Here is a 20,591-nt window from a genome sequence, read left to right as displayed (position 1 = left end):
TGTAACCGGCTCAGCCGTTTCCGGTGATCCTGGCTCGCGCGGTCGCTTACGCGGCCGCCGTGTCCATCCTGCGACAGAAGCACGATGCCTTGATCGGCACCTCCGCCCGCGCCTGGGCGAGATCGAGTCGCTGCTTGATCAGCGGCGTCTCGACCTTGTCGCCACGCCGCACCAGGCATTCATGCAATCCATGAAGTGACCACAGATTGTCGGGATGCTGACAGGCACGGCTTAGCTTTCCATCGAGGCCGAGATCGGAGCGGTACACCGCCTCGGCTTCCTCGATCCGTCGCTGTTCCAGAAGCAGCGCGCCGAGCGCGTGGCGCGGCGGCTGCATCCATCCCCAGGGCTCGTCATAGGGCAATGCGTCGCTGAGTGCGACCGATCTGCGCAACTCGGCAAAGGCCATGTCGTAGTTGCCCTTGCGGTATTCCAGCTCCCCATTCAGCATGGCTTCGGCCACAGCAAGCAGGTTCACGACCTTGTTGTTGTGCACCAGCCGGCTTTCCGGCACGCGGGTCTTTGCCTGCGCGAACAGCGCCTTTTCGGTTTCGGCCTCAGTGACGTGGCCAAGCGCCGAATGAGCCACCGCCTTGGCGTAGTGGATCATGGCGGTCACCGAGCAGTACAACTCGCGATCCTCCGGCAGCTTTTGCGCGATGATATCGTTCCATTTGCCGAAGCGCACGAGCACGTGCTGCTTCATCGTCAGGTAGCCTTCCAGGAAGTCGGCCATGGGTGGCGACTGAATGCGCAGCACCGGATCGGGCACGGTCGCAATGAGCTCCTCGGCTGCCGCAATGGCGGGAGCATATTGGCCCAGGAACATCGCGCCGTAGATGGCGAAGTGGAAATTATGGATGACATAGACCAGGTAGACACCTGGATCGTCGGAGTAAGCGAGGAACTTTCGATCCGTTGCCAGCGCCTTCTGATTGTACAGCAGGACGTCGTTGTATTGTCCGCACAGCACATCGAGATGGGTCGGCATGTGGATCAGATGTCCGCTGTCGGGCGCGATCGCGCGCAGCCGGTCGCCGGCTCGCATTGCTCGTTGCGGGAACGGCGACATCTCCATGAGATGGACGTAGAGATGCAGCAGCCCCGGGTGATCCCATGCCGCCGGCATCCTGTCGAAGGCCTGTTCGAGAACCGTCCTGCATTCCTCGGTGCCGGCCCCCGCCGTCGGTTTTCCAGAGGTCAGGTCCCACATCAGCCACGGCGTCTCGTTCATGATCGCCTCGGCAAGGATGGCCCGGACATCGAGATCGTCTGAATATGTCGCGAAGACCTTGCGCATCTCCTGCGTGAAAGCCTTGTCCCACGCCGCCATGTCCTCGATGGCCTCGCGCTGGGGATAGCGCGCAGGCAACGCACGGATCAGCGCGCGCTCGACCGGGCCAGTCTTGTCCGCATGCGCGAGAGCGTCCTGCGTCGCATCGTAGGATGCCGCGAGCGCCAGCTGACGGCCGTGGGCGTCATAGCGAACCCAGGGAAGGTTGTAGTTGGGGCCCGATGCGTAGGCGATGCCCCAGTGCGCCATCGCACAGTTTCCGTCGTACGCCAGCGCTTTGCGAAAACACTTGATCGCTTCACCGTGGTTGAACCCGAACACCCAGTTGAGCCCTCGGTCGAACCAGAGCTGGGCCTCGAACGACGAGGTGGTGATTTTGCGGCCGTAAGGGCCGAGATCAAAATAGGTCAATGTCTTGCCTCCCCTGATCGCGTTGGCCGCGGCGCCATCTGCCCTTGAGCGTCACCGGCGGCTCATCCGCAAGATCGAGCCGCGACAATACCAAGAAGAGCGCCCGAGCGCTATTGAGCCCATGCTCGCAATCAGGGAGGCGCTTGGTCTAACAATCCGCTTGCGCTGCGGCGGGTGTTGACGCCTGCTGCGCCAGCGATCCCGCAATCAGCGTCATTTGCGGTCGTCGGGTCAGCTTGTAGACGGCGGCCGGCGGCACGTTCAGGAAGGCCCGGTCCACCAGCGTTGCGCGCAGGCCGAGGCGGTCGAGCACCGGCCGCGGGATCGGACAGCTCATGCCATAGGTGAACTGGTAGAAGGCGCCGCCGGGGCGGACATAGCTGAATGCGCCGCTGACGATCGAGATGACCTTGCGCGTCGACATGTTGAGCAGCGGCAAGCCGCTCACGACCGCACCGACGGGCGCACCGTCATAGAGACGCTCCGTCGCCAGCCGCGCCGCATCCATCCACAGCACGCGCGCGCCGGGAAAGCGCATCTGCAACAGCTTCATGAAATCCGAGCCGTATTCGATCAGCGTGAGATCCTGCTGCCTGACGCCGCGCTTCAGCAGCTTGTAGGTGAATGCGCCGGTGCCGGGACCGAGCTCGAGGATCGGGCCGGTCTTCTCGGTAATCTCGCGCGTGATGAGATCGGCCAGCGCCGCACCCGATGGTGCGATGGCGCCGACCTGGCGCGGTGAGGACATCCAGGACAGGAAGAAGGAGAGAAAATCGTTGGGCATGCGCACTCCGGCATTTCGGCTGCACCTCATGAAAACCAGAGGTGATGCGAATGCACTGTTGCGGCGCTGGATTGCGACAGCATTGCGCTGCGAGGTGCGGATGCAGATTGAATCAATTCTGCCGATGTGGCGGCAGCGTCAGTCTGAAGCAGGTGCCGCCGTCTGCGTCGTCGGTGACCGCGACCTGGCCGCCATGCAGCAGCACGATCTCGCGCACCATGTTGAGACCAAGGCCCGCGCCACGGTCGAGCGGGGTGAGCCGATAGAACGGCTCGAAGATCTGCTCGCGCTGATCTTGTGGAATGCCGGCGCCTTCGTCGGTGACCTCGATGCAAGCGGGCTTGCTGACGCGAATGCCGATCGTGCCGCGGCGCGGGCCGTGCTGGATCGCATTCTGCACGAGATTGGTCAGCGCCCGTTCCAGCGCGACTGCGTCACCAATCGTCTCGATCGGCGTTGAGGGCGCATCGAGCGCAAGCTCGTAGCCGGCGGCAATGGCCAGCGGCGCGAGGTCGGCGGCCGCGCTCTGCGCGACCGCGACGAGATCGACGCGTGCAAAGGGATGGCCGCAGCGGTCGAGCCGCTGGATGTCGAGCAATTGCTCGGCCAGCGTCGCCAGCCGCGCAGTATCCTCCAGCAGCCGGGTCTTGTCTGGACCAGAGGGCAGCGATTCCAGTCGCGTATTGAGGATCGCGATCGGCGTGCGCAACTCGTGCGCGGCGTCCGCAACGAAACGCTTGTGCCTGATATAGCCCTGGTCGAGCCGCGCCAGCGCATCGTTGACTGCGGTGACCAGCGGCACGACCTCCAGCGGAATCCGCTCCACTGACAGCCGCGCCCCCCGCTGATGAATGTCGATGCGGCGCGCCTGGTCCGCGGTTGCATCCAACCCCTGGAAGGCGCGCTGCACGATCATCGGCGTCGCGATGAAGGTCGCGGTAGCCATGATCAGCAGGCCGGGCAGGGCGATGCCGAGAAACGCCAGCGAGGTCATGAAGAGTGCCTTGGCGCCGGTCAGCCGTCCCTGCGTCGCAGTGATGATCTGCACATTGCCGGCATCGGTGTTGACGCGCTTCAGCCGCGCCGCCGGCTTGCGCGGATCATCCTCGAACATCTGCCAGCCGAGCCGCGCCTGGCTGATATGGTCGAGACCGCTGCCGATCGCTGCGAATTCCGCCGGCACGGCGCCTTCGGTCAGCGAATGTCCTTGCCGGTCGCGAACCAGGAACCAGAGGTCCGGTGTCTCGGAACGCAACTGTGTCAAATCGGGCGTCGACCGCAGAATCAGGCCACCAGCTGCGTCGCGTGCAAGCGCGTGCTGCACGACATCGATGACGCGGTCCTCGTCACGCTCCGCCAGCACGAAGCCTGAGGCGCAGAGCGCGCCGACGACCACGCCGACCAGTGCCAGCAGCAGCGCGGCCTGGAGCGCGAGCAGGCGCCAGCTCAATCTCGAGCGCAGGCAATAGGGATCGTCGTGCCTGCTCATGTCAGCTTCTTCAGGAGATAGCCGACGCCCCGGATGCCGTGGATCTCTACGCCGGCGTCGGCCTCGGCAAGCTTGCGGCGCAGCCGCGAGACATGCGTGTCCAGCGCATTGGACTGGATCTCGTCGTCGAAATTGTAGACGGCTTCCTCCAACGCCGCGCGCAGCACCGTGCGGCCCATCCGGCGGATCAGGGCTTCGAGCACCAGCAACTCGCGGCGGGGAAGCTCGAACGGCCGGCCGTCGATGCTGGCCTCGCGATGGTTGAGGTCGAAGGCGATGCGGCCGGCGCGGATGACGTCCGGGGACAGGCCCGCGGGCCGCCGCAGCACCGCCCGCAATCGTGCCAGTAGCTCTTCGACCGCGAACGGCTTGGCGAGATAGTCGTCGGCACCGCTGTCGAGCCCGGCGATGCGGTCGGCGAGCTCGCCCCGCGCGGTCAGGACGATGATCGGCACGCCATCGGCGCGCGCCCGCAACTTTGGGATCAGCGTGAGGCCGTCGCCGTCGGGAAGCTGGCGGTCGAGCAGGACGGCGGCATGGACGTCGGCGGAAATCGCTTCTTCCGCCTCCGCAAGCGTCGGGGCGTGATCCACCACCATGTCGTAGCGTTTCAGTGCCGACGAAAGGGCGCCGGCCATCTCGACTTCATCCTCGACAAGCAAGATCCGCATGTAACAGGTACCCTGACTGAAAACCGAGCCATTCTAGCGGCCCGATCATTGCGGCAGCATTGCGGGAACAGGCGCTGCGCGGTGCCCGGTCCCGTCCAGCCATGCGCGAAACGCTGCGGAGGGTGGCCGGGCAGGGCTCAAGACAGCCCTATGGCCGATCGCTATAACCGCCGCACCCTTCCAGGGAGGAAACGAGAATGATCTACGAAATGCGCCAGTATCGCTGCGTGCCCGGTCGCCTGCCGGCGTTGCTCAAGCGGTTCGAGACTGCCACGCTGAAGATCTGGGAGAAGCACGGCATCAGGCAGGCCGGGTTCTTCACCACGCTGATCGGCGAATCCAACCAGGAGCTGACCTATTTCCTCGCCTGGGAGTCGCTGGCCGAGCGCGAGAAGAAATGGGGGGCATTTATGACCGATCCAGAATGGGTGGAGGCGCGCGCCAAGTCCGAAGCAGATGGCCAGATCGTTGCCAATATCGTCAGCCAGATTCTGGCTCCGACTGCTTTCTCTTCAGTCAAGTAGCTGTCGTTCCGGACAGGTGGCCGCGGCGCAACCCTGATATTCAAAGGTCAGGGCCGAATGGGGTTGATCCCGCCCATTCGGCCGCTATGGTCGCGCCGAAACAGGGATTTTGTGTCTTGAGCACCAGTCAATCTGCAGCGCCGGTCGTCAGCGTCGGGTCGGTCAAATTCGGCAATGATCTGCCGATCTCGATCATTGCAGGTCCCTGCCAGCTCGAAAGCCGTCAGCATGCGCTCGAGGTGGCCTCCGCGCTGAAGGAGATCGCCGCACGGCTCAATATCGGCCTCGTCTACAAGACCTCCTTCGACAAGGCCAACCGCACCAGCGCCTCGGCGGCGCGCGGCCTTGGCCTCGCGCAGTCGCTGCCGATCTTCGCCGAGATCCGTTCCTCCCTTGGCCTGCCCGTGCTAACCGACGTGCACGATACCGCGCAATGCGCGGAGGTGGCGCAAGCCGTCGACGTCCTGCAGATCCCGGCTTTTCTCTGCCGGCAGACCGATCTGCTGCTGGCCGCAGCCGCAACCGGCAAGGTCGTCAACGTCAAGAAGGGGCAGTTTCTTGCGCCCTGGGACATGGCGAATGTCGCTGCGAAGATCACCAGCGCCGGCAATCGCAACGTGCTCGTCACCGAACGCGGCGCCTCCTTCGGCTACAACACGCTGGTCTCTGACATGCGTTCGCTGCCGATCATGGCGCGCACCACCGGTGCGCCCGTGATCTTCGATGCCACCCATTCGGTGCAGCAGCCGGGCGGGAAGGGCGCGTCCTCCGGCGGCGAGCGCGAGTTCGTGCCGGTGCTGGCGCGCGCGGCCGTCGCCGTCGGCGTTGCCGGCCTGTTTATCGAGACGCATCCCGATCCAGACAGCGCGCCGTCGGACGGACCCAACATGGTGCCGCTGCGCGACTTCGAAGGGCTGATCGCCAGGCTGATGGCATTCGACGCGGTGGCCAAGGGCCAAGCGCATTGATGCACGAGCCCTTGGCAAGGCCGCCGACCGACCAGAAGTTTCCGCCTGCGATCAACATCATCGCGCTCGCAAGCTTCTCCGCCGCGTTGTCGACGCGCGCACTCGATCCGGTGCTGCCGCATGTTGCCGAGGAGTTTTCGATCAGCATCACGACGGCGGCAAGCATCGCGGCCGGCTATGCGCTGATCTACGCGCTGATCCAGCCGATCGTCGGTGCGGCAGCCGATCTGTTCGGCAAGGCTCGGCTGATGACGTTGTGCCTGGCGCTGCTCGGTGCCGCCTGCATTCTGGGCGCGCTCTCGACCACCTTCTCGGGCCTGTTCGCCAGCCGCATGCTCGCCGGTATCGCCTCGGGCGGCGTGTTCCCGGTTGCGCTCGGCCTCACCGCCGACCTGGTCGCGCCGGCGAAGCGGCAGGTGGCGATCGGCCGCACGCTGGCGGGCTCGATGACGGGCAACCTGCTAGGTGCGACCGCATCGGGCATCATCGGCGACCTCGTCGGCTGGCGCGGCGTGCTGGTGATCATCGGTGCGCTCGGGCTGATCGCGGCCGTCGCGGTCGCGGCGGGCTTTCGCGGTGCCGCGCTCACGGCGCGGCCGAAGAGCGATCTGAGGACCTTGCGGCAGGGTTATCGCACCATCCTCGCCAATCCGAACGCGCGCTATTGCTATTCGGCCGTGTTCGTCGAGGGCTGCTGCGTGTTCGGCCTGTTTCCCTTCATCGCCGCGCTGCTGTTCGATCTCGGCGAAACCTCGCTGTCGATCGCGGGCATCGTCATCGCGGGCTTCGCGGTCGGCGGGCTGTTCTATACTTTCACGGTCTCGCGCTTCCTGCCGCGACTGGGCGTCAAAGGGATGATGATCGCAGGCGGGAGCCTCGTCGCGCTTCAGCTCGCAGCGCTCGCCCTTGGCCCCGGCTGGAAGGTCCAGTTCGCCATCATGCTGCTGATGGGCTGGGGCTTCTACATGATCCATGGCTGCCTGCAGGTGTTCGCCAGCGAGCTGTCGGTCGAGGCGCGCGCAACAGCGATGTCGCTGCACTCGTTCTTTTTCTTCATGGGCCAGACCGTCGGTCCGCTCGCCTACGGGTTCGGCCTGGCGCATGCCGGCAAGGCGCCGACCCTGGCCGCAAGCGCTGTGCTCATGGTGCTGCTGGGCCTTGCCTGCGCCGCGCTGCTGAGGCCGCGGGCGCCGTCCGACGCGCGAGCCTGATCCAGGGCCGCGACCGGCGTGTGAAGTGGCGTAAAAGCGGGGATATCGAGATTAAAACAAAAGCGATTGGACCGGCGGCGAGGATCGCATCATATTCGCCGGGGCATCATTGCGAGGGCATGCGGGGCGCGCAACAGGAGCCGCCGAATGTACGCCAATCTTCTCTTGAGCACCGATGGTTCGGACGTCGCCACAAAAGGCCTCACGCATGGAATTGCGCTGGCGAAAGCGTTGAGTGCCAAAGCGACGATCATCACCGTGACCGAACCGCTGCCGATCGATTATGGCGGAGGATTTGACTCGGGATGGGTGCCGTCGCAGGAAGAGGTCGACAATTTTGACGCGGCCTGCAGGGAACGCGCCGGCAGGGTGCTCGATCGGGCACGAGGCATAGCTGAGCAGCGTGGGATGCCGGTCGAACTCCTGCACGTTCCGAATTCGCACCCGGCCACGGCGATTGTCGAAACCGCAAGATCCAGAGGCTGCGATTTGATCGTCATGGCCTCTCATGGGCGCCGCGGCCTCAGAAAGCTGTTTTTGGGAAGTCAAACCTCCGAGGTCCTCGGGAACGGAAGCGTGCCAGTCTTGGTCGTGCCGCCCGACGCAACGGTGTGACTATGTCGCGCCGGCGTCGTCGTCATGGGTCTCCAGCTAGCCGCGCCCGCGATACGGCGCGACGCCCTGCTCGGGCACCCACAGGCCCTTCGGCACGCGGCCGGTCTGCCAGAACACGTCGATCGGAATGCCGCCGCGCGGATACCAATAGCCGCCGATGCGCAGCCATTTCGGCTTGATCTCGCGCGCGATGCGCTTGCCGATCATCACGGTGCAATCCTCGTGGAAGGCGCCGTGATTGCGGAAGCTCGCGACGTAAAGCTTGAGCGATTTCGACTCCAGCAGCCACTGGCCGGGCGCGTAGTCGATCATCAGATGGGCGAAATCGGGCTGTCCCGTGACTGGGCAGAGCGAGGTGAATTCCGGCACGGTGAAACGGACCAGGTAGTCGGTCCCTCCTTGCGGATTGGGCACGCGATCGAGCTGAGCTTTCTCAGGTGCATCTGGCCATTCCACCGCGCGACCGAGTTGCAGGCTGGGTGAGGTGTTCGATTTGCTGGGTTTTTTCGACATGCGGCCCTCATAGCCAATCATTCGGCGGCCGTCACCCGGCCTTTTCCGCCTCGATGCATTGCGGTAGAAGCAGCCGCGAACTGCCCCCTTTGTTCCCGGAAAAGAGGCCCTCATGACCGCCATCATCGACATCATCGGACGCGAAATCCTCGATAGCCGCGGCAATCCCACCGTCGAGGTCGACGTTGTGCTGGAGGATGGCGCGCTTGGCCGCGCCGCGGTGCCGTCCGGCGCCTCCACCGGTGCCCATGAGGCGGTCGAGCTGCGCGACGGCGACAAGGCCCGCTATCTCGGCAAGGGCGTTACCAAGGCGGTCGGCGCCGTCAACGGCGAGATCTTCGAGGCGCTGAGCGGCCTCGATGTCGAGCAGCAGCCCCAGATCGACCAGATCATGATCGATCTCGACGGCACGCCGAACAAGAGCCGGCTGGGCGCCAACGCCATTCTCGGCGTCTCGCTCGCCTGCGCCAAGGCCGCGGCGAATTCGCTCGACATGCCGCTCTATCGTTACGTCGGCGGCACCTCGGCGCGACTGCTGCCGGTGCCGATGATGAACATCATCAATGGCGGCGTGCACGCCGACAACCCGATCGACTTCCAGGAATTCATGATCCTGCCGGTCGGCGCGCCTTCCTTTGCCGAAGCCCTGCGCTACGGCGCGGAAGTGTTCCACACGCTGAAGTCGGAGTTGAAGAAGGCCGGCCACAACACCAATGTCGGCGACGAGGGCGGCTTCGCCCCGAACCTGCCGTCGGCCGACGCCGCGCTGGAGTTCGTGATGAACGCGATCGGCAAGGCCGGCTTCAAGGCAGGGGCCGACATCGTCCTCGGGCTCGACTGCGCCTCGACCGAGTTCTTCAAGGACGGCAAGTACGTCTACGAAGGCGAGGGCAAGACCCGTTCGGTCTCCGAGCAGGCCAAGTATCTCGCCGACCTCGTCGGACGCTATCCGATCGTCACCATCGAGGACGGCATGGCGGAAGACGACATGGACGGCTGGAAGGAGCTCACCGACCTCGTCGGCAAGAAGTGCCAGCTGGTCGGCGACGATCTCTTCGTCACCAATGTCAAGCGCCTCGCCGAAGGCATCAAGGCTGGCCGCGCCAATTCCATCCTTATCAAGGTCAACCAGATCGGCACGCTGACCGAGACGCTTGCTGCCGTCGAGATGGCGCACAAGGCCGGCTACACCTCGGTGATGTCGCATCGCTCCGGCGAGACCGAGGATTCCACCATCGCCGACCTTGCGGTCGCCACCAATTGCGGTCAGATCAAGACTGGTTCCCTTGCGCGTTCCGATCGCACCGCCAAATACAACCAGCTGCTACGCATCGAGCAGCAGCTCGGCAAGCAGGCGCTGTACGGTGGCAAGGCGGCACTGAAGGCGCTGGCATAAGCGGCGTCACCGGGCGAAAGCGCGAAACGAGGACAGGGGAGGATCGACATGAGCGACGGCAAGACCGGACTGCAACTGCGTTCGCTGATCAAGAGCAGCGGTGAGCTGGAAATCTCGCTTCTGGAGGTGCCGACCCCCGAGCCCGCGGACGACGAGGTCGTCGTCCGCATCGAGGCGGCGCCGATCAACCCGTCCGACCTCGGCCTGCTCGTTGGCGCTGCCGACATGAGCACGGCCAAGGCGTCCGGCACGAAAGAAGCGCCCGTCGTCACCGCGAAGGTGCCTGACGGAGCGATGCGGGCGATGGGGGCGCGGATCGATCAGTCGCTGCCTGTCGGCAATGAGGGCGCCGGCGTCGTCATCAAGACCGGCTCGTCGGAGGCCGCGAAGGCGCTGATGGGCAAGACCGTCGCGATGATCGGCGGGGCCATGTACGCGCAGTACCGCACCTTGAAGGCGAGAGACTGCCAGGTGCTGCCCGAGGGCACCAGTGCGGCGGAGGGCGCCTCCTGGTTCGTCAACCCGCTCACCGCGCTCGGCATGACCGAGACGATGCGCCGCGAGGGCCACAAGGCGCTGGTGCACACCGCGGCCGCCTCCAATCTCGGGCAGATGCTGAACAAGATCTGCATCAAGGACGGCATTCCGCTGGTCAACATCGTGCGCAGCAAGGAGCAGGCGGAGATCCTGCACAAGTTCGGCGCCAAATATGTGGTCGATTCCAGCGTGCCAAGCTTCCTCGACGACCTCACCAATGCACTGGTCGAGACCGGCGCCACCATCGCCTTCGATGCCATCGGCGGCGGCAGGCTTGCCGGCGACATTCTCAACTGCATGGAAATCGCGATCAACAAGACCGCGAAGGAATACAGCCGCTATGGCTCCAGCGTGCACAAGCAGGTCTATGTCTACGGCGGGCTCGACGTTCGTCCGATCGAACTGCCGCGCGGGTTCGGCATGGCCTGGGGCGTCGGCGGCTGGCTGCTCACCCCGTTCCTGCAGAAGATCGGACCTGCCGATGTGGGACGGCTGCGCCAGCGCGTCGTGAGTGAATTGAAGACGACCTTTGCCAGCCACTACACCAAGGTGGTGTCGCTGCAGGAGACGCTCGATCCCGCCAACATCGCGGTCTACGCCAAACGTGCCACCGGCGAAAAATTCCTCATCAACCCAAACAAGTAATCGCGATTTGGGACGGCAGATCACCATCTGATCCCATTTTGCAGATTTGCACGAAAGATCGGGCCGCCGCTTCGCGGCCCGGTTGTTTTCGGCGACGATCGATGCCGGGGTCGTAGCCCGGATGGAGCGCAGCGAAATCCGGGACCGCAGTTGCTTGGGGACGTCCCCGGATTGCGCTGCGCTCCATCCGGGCTACAGGCTGCTTCTAGGAAACCCAGCGTTTCCAAACCGGCCCGGTTCATGCACTTGCATCCTTTGCTCCGGATCGCTTAAGTGCCGCCGGCACTTCCCCTTCAAGGTTTCAAAGACAAACCAAGGACAATCTGATGGCCTACAACATCGTCGTGATCGCCGGCAGCCTGCGCAAGGACAGCTTCTCGCTCAAGATCGCCAACGCGCTCGCCAAGCTCGCGCCTGGCTCCCTCAAGCTCGAGGTGATCACCCCCGCTGGCATTTCGTTCTTCAACCAGGACCTCGAAGGCGCGCCGCCGGCCGACTGGCTGGCCTTCCGCGAGAAGCTGCAGAAGTCCGACGGTGTCATCTTCGTCACGCCGGAATACAACCGCGCCATCCCGGGCGTGCTGAAGAACGCCATCGACGTCGCCTCGCGCCCCTACGGCAAGAGCTCGTTCAACGGCAAGCCGGTCGGCATCATCTCGAACTCGCCGGGCCCGCTGGGTGGCGTCAGCGCCGCCAAGACGCTACAGAACATCCTGCCGGGCATCGCCGGCCCGATCATGCAGCAGCCCGAGACCTATCTGAACGGGGTCGGCGACGCCTTCGATGCCGAGGGCAACCTGACCAAGGACTCGCTGAAGGGCGTGCTCCAGGCTTACCTCGACGCGTTTGCCGCGCACGTCGCCAAGCATCACGGGTAAGCCGCTCATTCCGTCATTCCGGGGCGATGCGAAGCATCGAGCCCGGAATCCATGTCCCGCCGGAGGTTGTGGCCTGATGGATTCCGGGTTCGCGCGACGCGCGCCCCGGAATGACAACGACCGGGACGGAGCGTCAAGACTCCCTTAACCAAGCTGGCCCATCTTGCCATCATGGTCTCCCGTGCCCGCCTCAAATCGATCCTGACCGGCCTTGCCCTCTATGCGATGGCGGCGGCCATCGTCGGCTATTTCGGCGTCAACGCCTATACCGGCAAATACGGCCTCAACGCCCGCCAGGAGCTCGACCAGGAGATCATCGCGCTGACCAGCGAGCTGGCCCAGCTCAAGCGCGAGCGTGCCCGCAGCGAGCAGCGCGTGTCGCTGCTGCGCACCGAGAAGATCGACCCTGACATGCTGGACGAGCGGGCCCGATTCCAGCTTGACTATGTCAATCCGCACGACCTGGTTCGGATGATCCCGCAGAACTAGCGCATTCCGCCCTATCCGAAACTGACGCGAAAGCCGCCGCCGACTATTCCGAAGGTCGTAGGACCGCCGCCTTGACGCCGCCGCGGCGAGAGCGGCATTGCTTGTCCGCGCGCGATGCCGCCACGGATTGACGGAGATCAATCGGGCTCGCGAGGCGCCGCCTAGACTGCTTTCCGGAGGAAACGGTGATGGATGGGTCAATGCCCCGGCATCACGCGGCTCGTGTCGAAGCCGCCATTGCATCAGGCCAGGCGGCTAGGTCCGCGCTCGTGGCCTCGTGGCGCCGCTCGTCCCGTCTGCATCATCTCGACCCTTCCGGCAGCAGCGCGCCGCTGCGGCTGAGCGACGTCGAGCTGAGACAGGCGCGCGAGCGCATCGCGCCGCTGCTCGCCGCCGCGCAATGCGCCATGGACCGGCTCTATCAGGCAGTTGGTGCGGCCGGCTGTTGCGTGCTGCTTGCCGATGGCGACGGTGTCCCGGTCGACCGCCGTGGCACGCCGGCGGATGATGCAACATTCCAATCCTGGGGCCTGTGGACCGGCGCGCTCTGGAGCGAGGAGCACGAGGGCACCAATGGTATCGGCACCTGTGTCGTCGAGCAGCGGCCGCTGACGATCGATCGCGACCAGCACTTCTTCACCCGCAACACGCTGCTCAGTTGCACCGCCGTTCCGATCTACGATCACGAGGCGGCCTTTGCCGGCGTGCTCGACGTCTCCTCCTGCCGTGCCGACCGCACCGACGCGTTCTCCAGCCTGATCGCGCTGGCCGCGGCCGAGGCGGCAAGGCGCATCGAGGCCGATTTGTTTCGCCGCGCCTTCGCCCATGCCCGCATCGTGCTGACACAAGGACCGGACGGCCAGTCGATCGGACTCGTCGCGGTTGATGCGGACGATCTCGTGATCGGCGCGACCCGCACCGCCCGGGCCGGACTCGGGATCGCGCCGGGCAGGGCGCTGCGGCCGGTTCCCGCGGCAGACCTGCTCGGCGGCGAGCCCGCACAGGACCATCTCGCCGGCGGCCAGCGCGCGGTGCTGCAGCGGGCGCTGCTCCGCGCCGGCGGCAACGTGTCGGCCGCCGCCAAGGCCCTCGGCGTCAGCCGCGCCACGCTGCACCGGAAGCTGAAGCGGTTCGAGCTGAAGCACTGACTGTCGCAGTTCTGCGACAGGTCCGCTCCACCTTCGCATCGACCCGGGCTGACAGAGAGCACCTCCCGCGAGATCGTTGGCGCAAGTCGTGAACACACGACGATGAGCGCAAACATCAACATCGGGAGTGATCAATGAACAAGGTTGAATTCCTCGGCGTCACCCAAAATCCGTTCGCCGAACGCTACGACAATTTCATCGGCGGCAAGTTCGTGGCGCCGATCTCGGGCAAATATTTCGACAACGCCTCGCCGGTGACCGGCAAGGTCGTCTGCAAGATCGCGCGCTCCGACGCGCAGGACGTCGAAGCGGCCCTCGATGCGGCCCATGCCGCCAAGGCTGCCTGGGGACGCACCAGCGTCGCCGAGCGCGCTGCGATCCTCAACAAGATCGCCGACCGCATGGAGGAGAATCTCGAGCGCCTCGCGGTCGCCGAGACCTGGGACAACGGCAAGCCGATCCGCGAGACCCGCGCCGCCGACCTGCCGCTCGCCATCGATCATTTCCGCTATTTCGCAGGCGTCGTCCGCGCCCAGGAAGGCTCGATCGGGGAGATCGACCACGACACGATCGCCTATCATTTCCACGAGCCGCTCGGGGTCGTCGGCCAGATCATCCCCTGGAACTTCCCCCTCCTGATGGCGTGCTGGAAGCTCGCGCCGGCGCTGGCCGCCGGCAATTGCGTGGTGCTCAAGCCCGCCGAGCAGACGCCGGCCTCGATCATGGTGTGGGCCGAGATCATCGGCGACCTCCTGCCGCCGGGTGTCCTCAACATCGTCAACGGCTTTGGCCTGGAGGCCGGCAAGCCGCTCGCCTCCAGCCCGCGGATCGCAAAAATCGCCTTCACCGGCGAGACCACGACCGGCCGGCTGATCATGCAATATGCCAGCCAGAATCTGATCCCCGTGACGCTGGAGCTCGGCGGCAAATCGCCGAACATCTTCTTCAAGGACGTCACCGCTGAAGACGACGATTTCTTCGACAAGGCGATCGAAGGCTTTGTCATGTTCGCGCTGAACCAGGGCGAGGTCTGCACCTGTCCGAGCCGGGCGCTGGTCCACGCCGACATCTACGATCGCTTCATGGAGCGGGCGCTGAAGCGCGTCGCCGCCATCAAGCAGGGCGATCCGCGTGCGGCCGACACCATGATCGGCGCGCAGGCCTCCAGCGAGCAGCTCACAAAAATCCTGTCCTATATCGACATCGGCAAGCAGGAGGGCGCGAAGGTCCTGGCCGGCGGCGGACGCGCCGATCTCGGCGGCGACCTCTCGGGTGGCTTCTACGTCCAGCCGACGGTGTTCGAAGGCCACAACAAGATGCGGATCTTCCAGGAGGAGATTTTTGGCCCCGTGGTCTCGGTCACGACCTTCAAGACCGACGACGAGGCACTCGCGATCGCCAACGACACGCTCTATGGCCTCGGGGCCGGCGTCTGGAGCCGCGACGCCAACCGCTGCTACCGCTTCGGCCGGGCGATCCAGGCCGGCCGGGTCTGGACCAATTGCTACCATGCCTATCCCGCCCATGCCGCCTTCGGCGGCTACAAGCAGTCGGGCGTCGGCCGTGAGACCCACAAGATGATGCTCGATCACTACCAGCAGACCAAGAACCTCCTGGTCAGCTACAGCCCGAAGAAGCTCGGCTTCTTCTGATCGAACCAGCGCAGGCGGCGTCATGTCGACGCCGCCTGTGCACATTCCGTGACCGCCCGACCCGCCGTCATCCGTCTGTCAGATTGTTGAGACAAGACGAGCCCTATCGCGAAGACGCGATGCCAGGCACAGAGGGAGGCGCGGCCATGACGAACAATCTCTTGCGGCGGAAGATGCATGTCAGAACAATGCTGCTCGGCGCGGCCCTGGCGTTGCTGGTGCCGTCGATGGCCGTGGCCCAGTCTGCGCCATCAGGTGCCAAGCCGTTTCTGACCGTCGACGGAAAGGCGCCGCTGATCCTCGGACATCGCGGCGTGCCGGGGCTGGTGCCCGAAGAGACCGAGGCATCCTACGAGCTCGCGGCCGCGCTCGGAACCGATGCGCTCGAAGAGGATCTGCACCTCACCAAGGACTGCGTCCTGGTCGCGCGTCACAACCCCTGGCTGGCCGACAACACCAATGTGGCCGAAGTGGCGAAGACCAACGCAGCGGTCGCAGCCCGCAAGCGCACCGTATCCGGTGTGCGCGTCAAGGCGCCGGCCGCAGCCGGCACGCCCGCCGACTATCTCACGGATCTCACCGATCCCTCCGATCCCAAATCGGTGCTGAAGTCATTGATCGTCGACGGTGAGGATCACACCAACGATTGGTCGCTCACCGACTTCACGATGGCCGAGCTGAAGCAGTGGATCGGCGGCACCACCTATGATGCGGCGAACGAGCGGCCGAAGATGTTCAACGGCAAATTCCCCGTCATCAGCTTCCAGGACATCCTCGATATCGCCAAGGCCAAGAGCAAGGAGACGGGGCGTCCCATCCTGGTCTATCCGGAAACCAAGAATCCGACCTGGAACAATGCCCAGGCGATCGCAAACGGCTGCGGCGCGCCGGGCAGCCATCCGTTGGAAGACGCCTTGATCAAAATCATCAACGACAATGGCCTCAACACCAGGGACGCGCCCATCCTGGTTCAGAGCTTCGAGCCCGGCAGCCTGAAATATATGCGCAGCCATGGCCTTCAGACCCGGCAGGTGCAGCTCATCGACGGCAACGGCATCGATTTCAAGACCGGCAAGGTGCTGCTCGACAACATCACCAATTCACGTCCGTTCGACTGGACGGTGGCGGGCGATGCGCGCTTGTATGATGCGATGCTGACGCCTGAGGGCCTCGCCGAAATCAAGACCTATGCCGACGGCATCGGTCCGTGGAAGCCCTATATCGTTCCGCTGAAGATCGCCTTGTGGAAGGACACCAATGCCGACGGCACGCCCTACAAGGGATCGACGCCGGAGGCTGCGACCCAGGAGGCGACCAGCCTGATTGCCGATGCGCACAAGCTCGGCCTGTTCGTCCACGTCTTCACGTTCCGTAACGAGAAGAAATATCTTGCGGCCGACTATCACGCCGATCCAGCCCAGGAATATCTCAAATTTTTCCGGCTTGGCGTCGACGGCGTCTTCACCGACTTCACGCACACTGGCGTTGCCGCCCGCGCTGCGTATTTGCGCGAGCTGGGCTGGTAGGTCCGGCGGTTCGAATCGGACACGCAGCGGGGCTCGGCACCCGAGATATGCGTGTCCGATGTCGTCGCCGCGCTTGCGTGCAGAGCTCTCGCAGGCGCGGAGCTAATGTTGCCTGATCCAGCGCCAAAAGTTTTGCAAAATTTCGGCCACGTTGCAGTGCGGCATAATGAAAGTCGTCCTATGCCGCTGCGGTGCTTTCACACGCGATTGAGTTAGGTTAGAGAGGACCTAGATTTCTCTGACCCGGAATTCCCATGGCCGCACCCAAGAAAGCCGCCGCAAGCGCTGAGCACGACAAAACCAACGGCGGTTCGCCCCCGGAATTCACCAGGGAGCAGGAGCTGAAGGCGCTCCGCGACATGCTCCTGATCCGGCGGTTCGAGGAAAAGGCCGGCCAGCTCTACGGCATGGGTGCGATCGGCGGCTTCTGCCATCTCTATATCGGCCAGGAGGCCGTGGTAGTTGGTATGCAGATGGCCCTGAAGGAGGGCGATCAGGTCATCACCGGCTATCGCGACCATGGTCATATGCTTGCCACCGGCATGGATGCCAACGGCGTGATGGCCGAGCTCACGGGACGCCGCGGCGGCTATTCCAAGGGCAAGGGCGGCTCCATGCACATGTTCAGCAAGGAGAAGCACTTCTATGGCGGCCACGGCATCGTCGGTGCGCAGGTTTCGCTCGGCACCGGTCTTGCCTTCGCCAACAATTACCGCAGCAACGGCAATGTCAGCGTCACCTATTTCGGCGACGGTGCGGCCAACCAGGGCCAGGTCTATGAGAGCTTCAACATGGCGGAGCTCTGGAAATTGCCGGTGATCTACGTCATCGAGAACAACCGCTACGCCATGGGCACTTCGGTCTCGCGCGCCTCGGCGCAGCAGGATTTTTCCAAGCGCGGCGTGTCCTTCAACATCCCCGGCAAGCAGGTCGACGGCATGGACGTCCGCGCCGTCAAGGCCGCGGGCGAGGAGGCGGCGGCCTGGTGCCGCGCCGGCAAGGGCCCCTACATCCTTGAGATGCAGACCTACCGCTATCGCGGCCACTCGATGTCCGACCCGGCGAAATACCGCACGCGCGAGGAGGTCGAGAAGGTCCGTCACGACCAGGATCCGATCGAGCAGGTGCGCAACCGCCTGCTGGCGGCCAAGGTCAGCGAGGCCGATCTCAAGGCGATCGATGCCGAGGTGCGTGACATCGTCAACGCCTCCGCCGACTTTGCCCAGCATGATCCCGAGCCGGATGCCGCCGAGCTCTGGACCGACGTTTACCGCTAAGGGCGCGCAAGCTTTCTTTGGAGTCGATATGCCAATTCAAGTGCTGATGCCCGCGTTGTCGCCCACGATGGAAAAGGGCAACCTCGCCAAATGGCTGAAAAAAGAGGGCGAGACGATCAAGTCCGGCGACGTCATCGCCGAGATCGAGACCGACAAGGCCACCATGGAGGTCGAGGCGACCGATGAGGGTACGCTCGGCAAGATCCTGATTCCGGAAGGGACAGCCGACGTTGCCGTGAACACGCCGATCGCGACCATTCTCGCCGATGGCGAGAGCGCCGCCGATCTGGCGAAGGCGCCTGCACCGGCGGCGAAGGCCGCGGAGTCCGCGCCGCCCGCCGCTGCCAAGGCTGAAGCGCCTGCGCCGAAGGCTGCACCTGCGCCGCAGGCCGTCGCCGAACCCGATCCGGAAGTGCCCGCGGGCACCGAGATGATCACCCAGACCATCCGCGAAGCGCTGCGCGACGCCATGGCTGAAGAGATGCGCCGCGATCCTGATGTCTTCGTGATGGGCGAAGAGGTCGCCGAATATCAGGGTGCCTACAAGGTCACGCAGGGTCTGCTGCAGGAGTTCGGCGCGCGGCGCGTGATCGACACCCCGATCACCGAGCACGGTTTTGCCGGCGTCGGCGTCGGCGCTGCCATGACCGGGTTGAAGCCGGTCGTCGAGTTCATGACCTTCAACTTCGCCATGCAGGCGATCGACCAGATCATCAACTCCGCGGCCAAGACGCTCTACATGTCCGGCGGCCAGATGGGCTGCTCGATCGTGTTCCGCGGACCCAACGGCGCCGCCGCGCGCGTCGCCGCCCAGCACAGCCAGGATTATTCGGCCTGGTACTCGAACGTTCCGGGTCTCAAGGTCATCGCGCCGTACTCGGCCGCCGACTACAAGGGCCTGCTCAAGGCCGCGATCCGCGATCCCAATCCGGTGATCTTCCTCGAGAATGAGGTGCTCTACGGCCACACCGGCGAAGTGCCGAAGCTCGACGACTTCATCGTGCCGATCGGCAAGGCGCGCATCGTGCGCTCGGGCAGCCATGTGAGCATCATCTCCTGGTCGAACGGCATGACCTATGCGCTGAAGGCCGCCGACGAACTCGCCAAGGAGGGCATCGAGGCCGAGGTGATCGACCTGCGCACGCTGCGTCCGATGGACACCGAGACCATCATCAACTCGGTCAAGAAGACCGGTCGCGCCGTCACGGTGGAAGAGGGCTGGGCCCAGAGCGGCGTCGGCGCCGAGATCGCCGCGCGCATCATGGAGAACGCCTTCGACTATCTCGACGCGCCGGTCGCGCGCGTCGCCGGCAAGGACGTGCCGATGCCCTATGCCGCGAATCTGGAGAAGCTCGCGCTGCCGTCGGCGGCTGAGGTCGTCGAGGCCGCCAAAGCCGTCTGCTACAGGTAGACCATGGCGGGCCCGAAGGAGCAGCCACTGCCGCCGGACGTCATGACCCGCGACGACGCGGTCGAGATTCTGCGCGTGTTCGTGCTGGATGGCGGGCTGTCGATGGCGTTCCAGCGCGCCTTCGAGGAGCCCGACATGTGGGGCCTGCTGCTGGTCGATCTCGCCCGCCNGCGCGCGCTTATGCGCGCGAGAGCGAATATACCGAGGAGGACGCGCTGAACCGGATCCTCGACATGTTCCAGGCCGAGATCGAGCGTCCGACCGACACTGGCACGACGACGCCGCGGGGAAAGGGACACTGACCGTGACGATCGAATCCTATCATTACGATTTCATGCTGGAGGCGATCCGCGAAGCGGAAGCCTCGATCGCGCAAGGCGGTCTGCCGATCGGCGCCGTGCTGACGCGCGACAACAAGATCATCGCCCGCGGCCACAACAACCGCGTGCAGGAGAACAATCCGATCCTGCATGGCGAGATGAGCTGCCTGCGCGAGGCCGGCGCGATCTCGTTCCACGACACGGTCATGTACACCACGCTGTCGCCATGCTCGATGTGTGCCGGGGCGCTCGGTCTGTTCAAGGTCAAGCTCGTGGTGATCGGGGAATCCGTCACCTTCGAGGGCTCCAAGGACATTCTCGACAAGTTCGGGATTCCCTGGATCGACCTGGCCGACGACCGCTCCATCACCATGATGAAGAATTGGCGCTCCATCCCTGCCAATGAGCGCCTCTGGCAAGGCGACATCGGCAACTAAACCTGGTCTGTTCGTCTTCACTTTCGGAGGCGACGTTTTGAGAAGTTCTTCGTGAGGTCAGCATGCCCATCAACATCCTGATGCCAGCTCTTTCGCCGACGATGGAGAAGGGCAACCTCGCCAAGTGGCTGAAGAAGGAAGGCGACAAGGTCAAGTCAGGCGACGTCATCGCCGAGATCGAGACCGACAAGGCGACCATGGAGGTCGAAGCCATCGACGAGGGCACGATCGCCAAGATCCTGGTGCCCGAGGGCACCCAGGACGTGCCGGTCAACGACGTGATCGCGGTGCTCGCCGGCGAAGGCGAGGACGTGAAGGCCGCGGGCGCTGCAAAGCCCAGCGCGTCGGCCACCCCGCCCAAGGCGGCTGAGGCTCCTGCCGCTGCGCCGGCTCCC

Annotated in this window: 20 protein-coding genes and 2 pseudogenes; 17 read left to right on the top strand and 5 right to left on the bottom strand. The window is 64.6% G+C overall.

Annotation, left to right across the window (positions count from 1 at the left end; all coding sequences use genetic code 11):
- Positions 1-46: 46 nt before the first annotated feature.
- The 4 genes from AOQ71_RS32705 to AOQ71_RS32690 all read right to left on the bottom strand — a co-directional run bounded on the left by AOQ71_RS32705 (position 47) and on the right by AOQ71_RS32690 (position 4,649).
- Positions 47-1,705 carry a hypothetical protein gene (locus AOQ71_RS32705; protein WP_057755935.1) on the bottom strand — a complete coding sequence of 553 codons (1,659 nt, stop codon included), beginning with the start codon at positions 1,703-1,705 and terminating at the stop codon, positions 47-49.
- Positions 1,706-1,853: 148 nt separating this feature from the next.
- Positions 1,854-2,489 carry a class I SAM-dependent methyltransferase gene (locus AOQ71_RS32700; RefSeq protein WP_057755933.1) on the bottom strand — a complete coding sequence of 212 codons (636 nt, stop codon included), beginning with the start codon at positions 2,487-2,489 and terminating at the stop codon, positions 1,854-1,856.
- Between the two features lie 112 nt (positions 2,490-2,601).
- Positions 2,602-3,978: a sensor histidine kinase gene (locus AOQ71_RS32695; RefSeq protein ID WP_057755931.1), complete on the bottom strand. Its 1,377-nt coding sequence runs from the start codon at positions 3,976-3,978 to the stop codon at positions 2,602-2,604.
- Positions 3,975-4,649 (bottom strand): response regulator, encoded by a 675-nt coding sequence (locus AOQ71_RS32690; RefSeq protein WP_057755928.1) that lies wholly within the window; start codon positions 4,647-4,649, stop codon positions 3,975-3,977. Before AOQ71_RS32690 ends, AOQ71_RS32695 begins: the two co-directional genes overlap by 4 nt.
- 197 nt (positions 4,650-4,846) lie before the next feature.
- Here AOQ71_RS32690 and AOQ71_RS32685 point away from each other — a divergent pair, with 197 nt between their 5' ends.
- From AOQ71_RS32685 to AOQ71_RS32670, 4 genes are all read left to right on the top strand, one after another.
- Positions 4,847-5,173, top strand: coding sequence for an NIPSNAP family protein (locus AOQ71_RS32685; RefSeq protein ID WP_057755918.1), 327 nt, complete (start codon positions 4,847-4,849; stop codon positions 5,171-5,173).
- Positions 5,174-5,289: 116 nt separating this feature from the next.
- Positions 5,290-6,141 (top strand): 3-deoxy-8-phosphooctulonate synthase, encoded by an 852-nt coding sequence (kdsA, locus tag AOQ71_RS32680; protein WP_057755912.1) that lies wholly within the window; start codon positions 5,290-5,292, stop codon positions 6,139-6,141.
- Entirely contained in the window at positions 6,141-7,352 is a 1,212-nt protein-coding gene (locus tag AOQ71_RS32675) for an MFS transporter (protein ID WP_057755908.1), read from the top strand. The genes kdsA and AOQ71_RS32675 overlap by 1 nt, the downstream gene beginning before the upstream one ends.
- 147 nt (positions 7,353-7,499) lie before the next feature.
- Positions 7,500-7,967, top strand: coding sequence for a universal stress protein (locus AOQ71_RS32670; protein WP_057755905.1), 468 nt, complete (start codon positions 7,500-7,502; stop codon positions 7,965-7,967).
- Positions 7,968-8,003: 36 nt separating this feature from the next.
- Here the strand turns inward: AOQ71_RS32670 and queF are convergent, their stop codons facing one another.
- Positions 8,004-8,480, bottom strand: a complete 477-nt coding sequence (gene queF / locus AOQ71_RS32665; RefSeq protein ID WP_057756723.1) for a preQ(1) synthase — start codon at positions 8,478-8,480, stop codon at positions 8,004-8,006.
- 112 nt (positions 8,481-8,592) lie between these two features.
- On the opposite strand from queF, the gene eno reads away from it, so the two are divergent.
- The 13 genes and pseudogenes from eno to AOQ71_RS48940 all read left to right on the top strand — a co-directional run.
- A complete protein-coding gene (gene eno / locus AOQ71_RS32660) occupies positions 8,593-9,876 on the top strand; it encodes a phosphopyruvate hydratase (protein WP_057755902.1) in 1,284 nt (427 codons plus the stop codon).
- 48 nt (positions 9,877-9,924) lie between these two features.
- A complete protein-coding gene (locus tag AOQ71_RS32655; protein ID WP_057755901.1) occupies positions 9,925-11,058 on the top strand; it encodes a zinc-binding dehydrogenase in 1,134 nt (377 codons plus the stop codon).
- Between the two features lie 326 nt (positions 11,059-11,384).
- On the top strand, positions 11,385-11,936 hold the full coding sequence (locus tag AOQ71_RS32650; RefSeq protein ID WP_057755899.1) for an NADPH-dependent FMN reductase: 552 nt from the start codon (positions 11,385-11,387) through the stop codon (positions 11,934-11,936).
- 171 nt (positions 11,937-12,107) lie between these two features.
- Positions 12,108-12,425 carry an FtsB family cell division protein gene (locus AOQ71_RS32645; protein WP_027529774.1) on the top strand — a complete coding sequence of 106 codons (318 nt, stop codon included), beginning with the start codon at positions 12,108-12,110 and terminating at the stop codon, positions 12,423-12,425.
- Positions 12,426-12,613: 188 nt separating this feature from the next.
- On the top strand, positions 12,614-13,573 hold the full coding sequence (locus tag AOQ71_RS32640) for a helix-turn-helix domain-containing protein (protein ID WP_057755897.1): 960 nt from the start codon (positions 12,614-12,616) through the stop codon (positions 13,571-13,573).
- Positions 13,574-13,707: 134 nt separating this feature from the next.
- Positions 13,708-15,225: an aldehyde dehydrogenase gene (gene adh / locus AOQ71_RS32635; RefSeq protein ID WP_057755895.1), complete on the top strand. Its 1,518-nt coding sequence runs from the start codon at positions 13,708-13,710 to the stop codon at positions 15,223-15,225.
- Positions 15,226-15,371: 146 nt separating this feature from the next.
- The gene (locus tag AOQ71_RS32630; RefSeq protein ID WP_245317292.1) at positions 15,372-16,751 is read left to right on the top strand and encodes a glycerophosphodiester phosphodiesterase family protein; all 1,380 of its coding nucleotides are present in this window, start codon (positions 15,372-15,374) and stop codon (positions 16,749-16,751) included.
- Positions 16,752-17,005: 254 nt separating this feature from the next.
- Positions 17,006-18,028 (top strand): pyruvate dehydrogenase (acetyl-transferring) E1 component subunit alpha, encoded by a 1,023-nt coding sequence (pdhA, locus tag AOQ71_RS32625; protein WP_057755893.1) that lies wholly within the window; start codon positions 17,006-17,008, stop codon positions 18,026-18,028.
- A gap of 28 nt (positions 18,029-18,056) precedes the next feature.
- Positions 18,057-19,439 (top strand): pyruvate dehydrogenase complex E1 component subunit beta, encoded by a 1,383-nt coding sequence (locus AOQ71_RS32620; RefSeq protein WP_057755891.1) that lies wholly within the window; start codon positions 18,057-18,059, stop codon positions 19,437-19,439.
- A gap of 3 nt (positions 19,440-19,442) precedes the next feature.
- A pseudogene (locus tag AOQ71_RS48950) lies at positions 19,443-19,608 on the top strand (DUF5076 domain-containing protein); the annotation flags it as partial.
- 1 nt (position 19,609) lies between these two features.
- A pseudogene (locus AOQ71_RS48945) lies at positions 19,610-19,741 on the top strand (hypothetical protein); the annotation flags it as partial.
- 2 nt (positions 19,742-19,743) lie between these two features.
- Positions 19,744-20,196 (top strand): nucleoside deaminase, encoded by a 453-nt coding sequence (locus AOQ71_RS32610; RefSeq protein WP_057755887.1) that lies wholly within the window; start codon positions 19,744-19,746, stop codon positions 20,194-20,196.
- A 62-nt stretch (positions 20,197-20,258) separates the two neighbouring features.
- Positions 20,259-20,591 (top strand): biotin/lipoyl-containing protein (locus AOQ71_RS48940; RefSeq protein WP_245317291.1); only part of this gene is annotated, 333 nt, incomplete at its 3' end.

The organism is Bradyrhizobium manausense (genome assembly GCF_001440035.1).
Classification (GTDB): Bacteria; Pseudomonadota; Alphaproteobacteria; order Rhizobiales; family Xanthobacteraceae; genus Bradyrhizobium; species Bradyrhizobium manausense.
The sequence above is the reverse complement of the archived record's forward strand: the minus strand, read 5'-3'. Positions and strand labels throughout refer to the sequence as shown.

What these genes read in the sequence shown, in the direction of transcription:
- queF (WP_057756723.1), bottom strand. Translation starts at nt 8,480, where the DNA reads ATGTCGAAAAAACCCAGCAAATCGAACACCTCACCCAGCCTGCAACTC.
- AOQ71_RS32620 (WP_057755891.1), top strand. Translation starts at nt 18,057, where the DNA reads ATGCCAATTCAAGTGCTGATGCCCGCGTTGTCGCCCACGATGGAAAAG.
- AOQ71_RS32700 (WP_057755933.1), bottom strand. Translation starts at nt 2,489, where the DNA reads ATGCCCAACGATTTTCTCTCCTTCTTCCTGTCCTGGATGTCCTCACCG.
- AOQ71_RS32650 (WP_057755899.1), top strand. Translation starts at nt 11,385, where the DNA reads ATGGCCTACAACATCGTCGTGATCGCCGGCAGCCTGCGCAAGGACAGC.
- eno (WP_057755902.1), top strand. Translation starts at nt 8,593, where the DNA reads ATGACCGCCATCATCGACATCATCGGACGCGAAATCCTCGATAGCCGC.
- AOQ71_RS32695 (WP_057755931.1), bottom strand. Translation starts at nt 3,978, where the DNA reads ATGAGCAGGCACGACGATCCCTATTGCCTGCGCTCGAGATTGAGCTGG.
- AOQ71_RS32690 (WP_057755928.1), bottom strand. Translation starts at nt 4,649, where the DNA reads ATGCGGATCTTGCTTGTCGAGGATGAAGTCGAGATGGCCGGCGCCCTT.
- AOQ71_RS32640 (WP_057755897.1), top strand. Translation starts at nt 12,614, where the DNA reads ATGGATGGGTCAATGCCCCGGCATCACGCGGCTCGTGTCGAAGCCGCC.
- AOQ71_RS32645 (WP_027529774.1), top strand. Translation starts at nt 12,108, where the DNA reads ATGGTCTCCCGTGCCCGCCTCAAATCGATCCTGACCGGCCTTGCCCTC.
- AOQ71_RS32685 (WP_057755918.1), top strand. Translation starts at nt 4,847, where the DNA reads ATGATCTACGAAATGCGCCAGTATCGCTGCGTGCCCGGTCGCCTGCCG.
- pdhA (WP_057755893.1), top strand. Translation starts at nt 17,006, where the DNA reads ATGGCCGCACCCAAGAAAGCCGCCGCAAGCGCTGAGCACGACAAAACC.
- AOQ71_RS32675 (WP_057755908.1), top strand. Translation starts at nt 6,141, where the DNA reads ATGCACGAGCCCTTGGCAAGGCCGCCGACCGACCAGAAGTTTCCGCCT.
- AOQ71_RS32655 (WP_057755901.1), top strand. Translation starts at nt 9,925, where the DNA reads ATGAGCGACGGCAAGACCGGACTGCAACTGCGTTCGCTGATCAAGAGC.
- AOQ71_RS32630 (WP_245317292.1), top strand. Translation starts at nt 15,372, where the DNA reads ATGACGAACAATCTCTTGCGGCGGAAGATGCATGTCAGAACAATGCTG.
- adh (WP_057755895.1), top strand. Translation starts at nt 13,708, where the DNA reads ATGAACAAGGTTGAATTCCTCGGCGTCACCCAAAATCCGTTCGCCGAA.
- AOQ71_RS32670 (WP_057755905.1), top strand. Translation starts at nt 7,500, where the DNA reads ATGTACGCCAATCTTCTCTTGAGCACCGATGGTTCGGACGTCGCCACA.